The sequence below is a fragment of the Nocardiopsis sp. CC223A genome (assembly GCF_030766825.1).
Lineage (GTDB): Bacteria > Actinomycetota > Actinomycetes > Streptosporangiales > Streptosporangiaceae > Nocardiopsis.
On record NZ_JASFDV010000152.1, the window covers coordinates 1 to 5974 of the forward strand.

General features: G+C 74.0%; 4 protein-coding genes and 2 pseudogenes. 5 read left to right on the forward strand and 1 reads right to left on the reverse strand.

Annotation, left to right across the window (positions count from 1 at the left end; all coding sequences use genetic code 11):
- Nucleotides 1-917 (reverse strand): serine/threonine-protein kinase (locus QJS33_RS30895; RefSeq protein WP_306371613.1); only part of this gene is annotated, 917 nt, incomplete at its 3' end.
- Nucleotides 918-1200: 283 nt separating this feature from the next.
- Here QJS33_RS30895 and QJS33_RS30900 point away from each other — a divergent pair.
- The 5 genes and pseudogenes from QJS33_RS30900 to QJS33_RS30920 form a co-directional block, all read left to right on the forward strand.
- The gene (locus QJS33_RS30900; protein ID WP_306371614.1) at nucleotides 1201-2454 is read left to right on the forward strand and encodes a cytochrome P450; all 1254 of its coding nucleotides are present in this window, start codon (nucleotides 1201-1203) and stop codon (nucleotides 2452-2454) included.
- 3 nt (nucleotides 2455-2457) lie between these two features.
- A complete protein-coding gene (locus tag QJS33_RS30905) occupies nucleotides 2458-3582 on the forward strand; it encodes an endo-1,4-beta-xylanase (protein ID WP_306371615.1) in 1125 nt (374 codons plus the stop codon).
- A 178-nt stretch (nucleotides 3583-3760) separates the two neighbouring features.
- A pseudogene (locus tag QJS33_RS30910) lies at nucleotides 3761-4609 on the forward strand (aminoglycoside phosphotransferase family protein); the annotation flags it as partial.
- Between the two features lie 171 nt (nucleotides 4610-4780).
- Nucleotides 4781-5749 carry an alpha/beta hydrolase gene (locus tag QJS33_RS30915; protein WP_306371616.1) on the forward strand — a complete coding sequence of 323 codons (969 nt, stop codon included), beginning with the start codon at nucleotides 4781-4783 and terminating at the stop codon, nucleotides 5747-5749.
- Between the two features lie 19 nt (nucleotides 5750-5768).
- A pseudogene (locus QJS33_RS30920) lies at nucleotides 5769-5974 on the forward strand (PucR family transcriptional regulator); the annotation flags it as partial.

The following is a 5974-nucleotide window of genomic DNA, read 5'->3' on the forward strand; positions in this document are numbered from 1 at the left end:
TGGGCGCCCTCGCCGCGACCGTGGGTTCCGGTCGGCTCCGCCGACGCCAGCGCCCGGTTCACCGTCGCCACCTGCTCCTGCACACCCGCCACCACCGCGGGCGGCAGCCACGTGGCCCCGGCGGGCACCTCGCCCAGGTAGTCCAGGATCTCACCCGGTGTGGGGCGGCCCCGCACGTCCTTGCTCAGGCAGGCCGCCACCAGGTGCCGCAGCGACTCCGGCACCCGCGACAGGTCCGGCTCGCGGCTGATGATCCGCATGACCATCGTCGGCATCGACCCCTCGCCGAAGGGCCCCGTGCCCCCCGCCGCGTACGCCAGCACCGCACCGTAGGCGAACAGGTCGCCGGCCGGGGTCAGCGTCTCCCCCTGCACCTGCTCCGGGCTCATGAACCCCGGCGTGCCGATGACCGACTGCGTCGCCGCCGTCCCGTCCGTGGCCCGCGCGATCCCGAAGTCGATCACCCGCGGCCCGTCCTCGGCCAGCAGCACGTTGCCGGGCTTGAGATCGCGGTGGATCAGCCCCACCCGGTGGATCTCCGCCAGGGCCTCGGCCAGACCGGCCGCCAGCACCCGCACCGTCGCCTCAGGCAGCGGGCCGTGGGCCGCCACCGCGTCGTCCAGCGGCAGCGAGGGGACATAGGAGGTGACCAGCCACGGCACCTCGTCCTCGGGCCCGGCGTCGATCACCGGCGCTGTGAACGCCCCGCTCACCTGGCGGGCCGCGTTCACCTCCCGGGCGAACCGCTCCCGGAACGCCGCGTCGGTCGCCATGTGCGGGTGGATCCGTTTGATCGCCACGGCCCGCCCGCCCGCGGACCGGCCCAAGAACACCTGACCCATACCGCCCGCTCCCAGGCGTGCGATCAGCCGGTAGCGGCCGATGCGATCGGGATCGGTGCTCTCAAGGGGACCCAACGTCCTCAGTCCTTCCGCATTCGCCGAGCCTGGTCGCGCCTCGTACACCACACATGCACCAGACCCCAGCGATCGTAGCCAACCCGGCGGGCCCGGCGGACCCACGGCGCCTCACCCCGTTCGACGCGCCGCACCACCCCGACGGTTCACTTCTCGCGCGGTGCGCCGGCAACGCCCCACCGCCCCGTGAAGTTCCCCTCTGGCCTGCATCGGCCAACTCACCCGGGCCCGCAGCACCCCCGGCCCCGGCCCGCCTAGGGTCGTAGCGTCGAGAGGAGCGCACATGCAGGTCCTGAACTCCCTGCGCACCGACGCCCGCCTGCGCATGTTCCAGGCGATCACCTGGGTGGCCGCACAGCGGGGGGACCACGCCGCCCGCCTGATGCACCACCCCTGGCGCGCCGACCCCTACCCCACCCACCGGCGCCTGCGGGCCCAGGGCCCCCTCGTCCGCAGCCGGTTCGGGTTCCGCACCGCCGCCTCCCACGCCCTCGTCCAGCAGCTCCTGCGCGACCGCTCCCTGGGCGTACGGCCGCAGGACCCCGGGGCCGTGCCGCCCGAGATCGACCTGCTCGACCTCTCCTTCCTCACCCGCAACCCGCCCGAGCACACCCGGCTGCGCACCCTGGCCCGGCCCGCGTTCACCCCGCGCCTCATGGAGCGGTACGCCGTCGAGGTCGAGAAGATCACCCACGACCTGTTGGACAGGGCCCTGGCCAAGGGGCGCTTCGACCTCATGGCCGACTTCGCGCAGCCGCTGCCCATCACGGTCATCACCCGGCTGCTGGGCATCCCCGACGACGACCACGCCGCGTTCGTGGAGATCGGCGCGGCCATCGGCTCCTCACTGGACGGCCCCCGCTCCGCCCGCCACCTGCGCCGCATCCAGGACGCCTCGGACCGCCTGGACACCCTCTTCGACCAGCTGATGCGGCTGCGCCGGGCCGACCCGCGCGAGGACGTCATCTCCTCCCTGACCGCCGCCACCGACGAGGGGGAGATCACCCCGCAGGAGATGGCCGCGATGTGCCGCCTGCTGCTCATCGCCGGGTTCGAGACCACCGTCAACCTCATCGGCAACGGCACCGCCGCCCTGCTGCGCCACCGCGACCAGTGGGACCGGCTCACCGCCGACCCCGACCTGGCCGACAACGCGGTCGAGGAGATCCTGCGCTACGACCCGCCGGTACAGATGACATCCCGCTGGGTGAACCAGGACACCTCCATAATGGGACACGAGCTGCGACAAGGCAGTTACATACTGTGCTCCATCGCGTCCGCCGGACGCGATCCCGACCACTTCACCGATCCCGACCGATTCGACATCACCCGCACCGACGCATCCGACCACCTCGCCTTCTCCGGCGGTATCCACTACTGCCTGGGGGCACCGCTGGCCCGACTGGAAGGGCGCATCGCCCTGCACGCCCTGGCCACCAGGGCACCGCACCTGCGCCCCGCCGGACGGCCCGTCCACCGACCCACCACGACCCTGCGCGGCCTGGCCACCTTCCCCGTCACCACGGAAGAGGGGTGAGGGGTGACCGCGCACCGCACCACCGGACACGGCAGGTCCGCGCCCGTCAACGGAAAGGGGTTGCTGTTGACCGCCGCCGCCCTGTGCACCGTCATCCTCACGGTCACCGGCATCCTCGTCGCCGTCCTGCCCGAACCGGAGCAGGAGGGCCACCTCCTGCCCGGGCTCGCCCGCGCCCAGGGCATCGAACTCGGCGTCGCGGTGGCGATCGACCCCCTCGCCCACGACCGCCGCTACCGGGGCATCGTCGAGGACCACTACACCTCGGTCACCGCCGAGAACGGCATGAAGTGGGAACACGTCCAGCCCGAACGGGGCGAGTACGACTGGGACGGCCCCGACGCCATCGTCGACTTCGCCACCGAGAACGACCTCAACGTGCGCGGCCACACCATGCTCTGGCACAACCAGAAGCCCGACTGGCTCGCCCACGGCGACTGGGACGCCGAAAGCCTCAGCGCGGTCGTCCACGACCACGTCACCACCGTCATGGAGCGCTACCGCGGACGCATCTCCGCCTGGGACGTCATCAACGAACCCCTGGAGGACGGCGGACCCCAGATGCGCCGCAACCTCTGGTACGAGGTGCTGGGCCCCGACTACATCGCCCAGACCCTCTACAGCGCCCACGCCGCCGACCCCGACGCCAAGCTCTACATCAACGAGTTCGGCATCGAGAGCGCCGGGCCCAAGGCCGACGCCCTCTACGACCTGGTCTCGGACCTGGTCGAACGCGGCGTCCCGGTACACGGCATCGGCTTCCAGTCCCACTTCGTCCACGGCAACGTCTCCGCGGACCTCGCCGACCAGATGCGCCGCTACACCGACCTGGGCCTGGAGGTCGCCGTCACCGAACTGGACGTGCGCATCCCCGAACCCGTCACCGACGAGGACCTGCGCGAACAGCGCGGCGAGTACCGCGACGTCCTGACCGCCTGCGTGGAGGTCGAGGGCTGCGTCAACGTGACCGTCTGGGGCGTCACCGACGCCCACTCCTGGATCCCCGAATGGTTCCCCGGCACCGACGCCGCCCTGCCCTTCGACACCGCCTACCGGCCCAAGCCCGCCCTGTCCGGCATGGTCGACGCCCTCTCCCGCCGCGGCCGCCACCGCCCCGACAAGGCGTGAGGTCCCCGGACGGCGGTCATGTCCCGTCGAGTGGTGTGAGGACAACGGCTGTTCGAACAGGAACGGACCGCCGACCGGTGCGTCGCCGCCGCCGGGGCCCCGGGGGTCGAACGAAGTCGCACCACACGGTGGGACACCATCCGGGCGGTGCCCGCCCCACACGCTGGGCTCCGTCCCCATGACCGTCAGCGTGCCCGCCCGTGTCGCCGCCGCCCTCACCCGCTTCTGCGGCCCCGACTGGGTGGCCGACCTGCCCCGCCGGGCCGCCGAGCGCCTGGACGCCTGGGACCTGGCCCCCGCGGGCGGGGTGCTGCACGGCGCCGTCTCCCTGGTCCTGCCCGTCACCACCGCCGACGGCCGCCCCGCCATGCTCAAGATCCAGCCCGTCGACGCCGAGACCCGCGGCGAGCCCGACGCGCTGCGGGCCTGGGACGGCGACGGCTGCGCCCGCCTCCTCGACCACGACCCCGTCTCGGGCGACCTGCTCCTGGAGGCCCTGGACCCCGACCGCGACCTGGACTCCACCATCGACGCCCACGGCATCGACCAGGCCCTGGAGACCATCGCCGGGCTGCTCACCACCCTCAACGCCCGCCCCGGACCGCCGGGGCTGCGCCGCCTGGGCCCCATGACCGAACACCTCGTCGCCCGCACCCGCCGCCTGCGGGCCGCCGCCGACCCGCCCCGCGACCTGGACGCGGCCCTGGACCGGTGGGCGGGCGTGGCCGCCGATCTCACCGGCGAAGCCGGGGACCGTCTGCTGCACTGGGACCTGCACTACCGGAACGTCCTGGCCCCGCTGCCGGGCACCGGTCGCGGCCCCTGGCTGGCCATCGACCCCAAACCGCTGGTCGGCGATCCGGGCTACGAGCTGCTGCCCGCCCTGTGGAACCGCTTCCCCCGCGGCCCCGAGGCCGAGCGCCTGCTGCGCCGCCGCTTCGACCTGCTCACCGACGCCATGGCCCTGGACCGCGACCGGGCCCGCGCCTGGACCCTGGTCCGGGTCCTGGCCGACACCGTCTGGTCCCTGGAGGAGGGCGACACCGCCCGCCCCGCACGGATGCTCACCCTGGCCCGCGCCCTGGGGTCCCGACCCCGCCATGCGGCGGGCACCACCCCGCCGCCCGCCGCTACCGCCCCGCCCGCAGGCGCCCGCACAATGAGGGCCCGCGCACCGACCCCGACGGGAGACCCCCTGATGAGCACACCGCCCCCGCCGCCCTTCGACCCCGAACTCGCCGCCGCCCTGGCCCTGATCGGCGACCAGGTACCCCCCTCCATCACCCCCGACCTCATCGACGCCGTCCGGACCGCCCGCGCCGCCCTGCCGGTCGAGGGCGACTTCACCCACGGCGGCGACTTCACCGAGCACGCCCTCGACTTCCACGGCCACGACGGCGCCGACGTCCCCCTGCTGCTGTGGCGGCCCACCTGGACCACCGAGCCCACCGGGCTGCTGTACTGGATCCACGGCGGCGGCATGATCATCGGCACCCACCGCGGCCCCGAGATCCCCGACCTGCTCGCCATGGCCCGCGACCTGGGCCTGGCGGTGGCCTCCGTCGGCTACCGCCTCGCCCCCGAGCACCCCCACCCCACCCCGGTGGAGGACTGCTACGCCGGACTGGTCCACCTCACCGGGGACGCCGACGCCCTGGGCCTGGACACCGACCGGGTCGTGGTGGGCGGGGCCAGCGCCGGCGGCGGACTGGCCGCCGCCACCGCCCTGCTGGCCCGCGACCGAGGTGGCCCCGCCCTGGCCGCCCAGCTGCTGATCTACCCCATGCTGGACGACCGCAACGACACCGTCTCCGCCCACCAGATGGCGGGCCTGGGCGTGTGGGACCGCACCTCCAACGACACCGGCTGGGGCGCCCTGCTGGGCGAGGCCGCGGGCGGCCCCGACGTCTCCCCCTACGCCGCCCCCGCCCGCGCCGCCGACCTGTCCGGGCTGCCCCCGGCGTTCCTGGACGTGGGCTCGGCCGAGACCTTCCGCGACGAGGTCGTCGACTACGCCACCCGCATCTGGCGGGCGGGCGGCGTCGCCGAACTCCACGTGTGGCCCGGCGCCTTCCACGGCTTCGACATGTTCGCCCCGCACACGGCCCTGTCCCGCCAGGCCACCGCCATGCGCCTGCCCTGGCTGCGCCGCACCCTGGGCGTGTGAAGCAGGGCACACTGGTTCCATGAGGGAACTACTGGGCCGCATCAGCGCACTGGACCCCCAGGCCGGGGACGCCGTCAAGGTCATCGCCTACTTCGACCGACTGCACGGCGCCGGCCTGGAACCCCTGGTGCGCGGTGCGGCCGCCCTGTGCGGCCACCCGGCCGCACTGGTGGACCCGGCCCGCGCCCTGTCCCTGCGCGCCCTGCCCGACGGCCGCCTCACCCG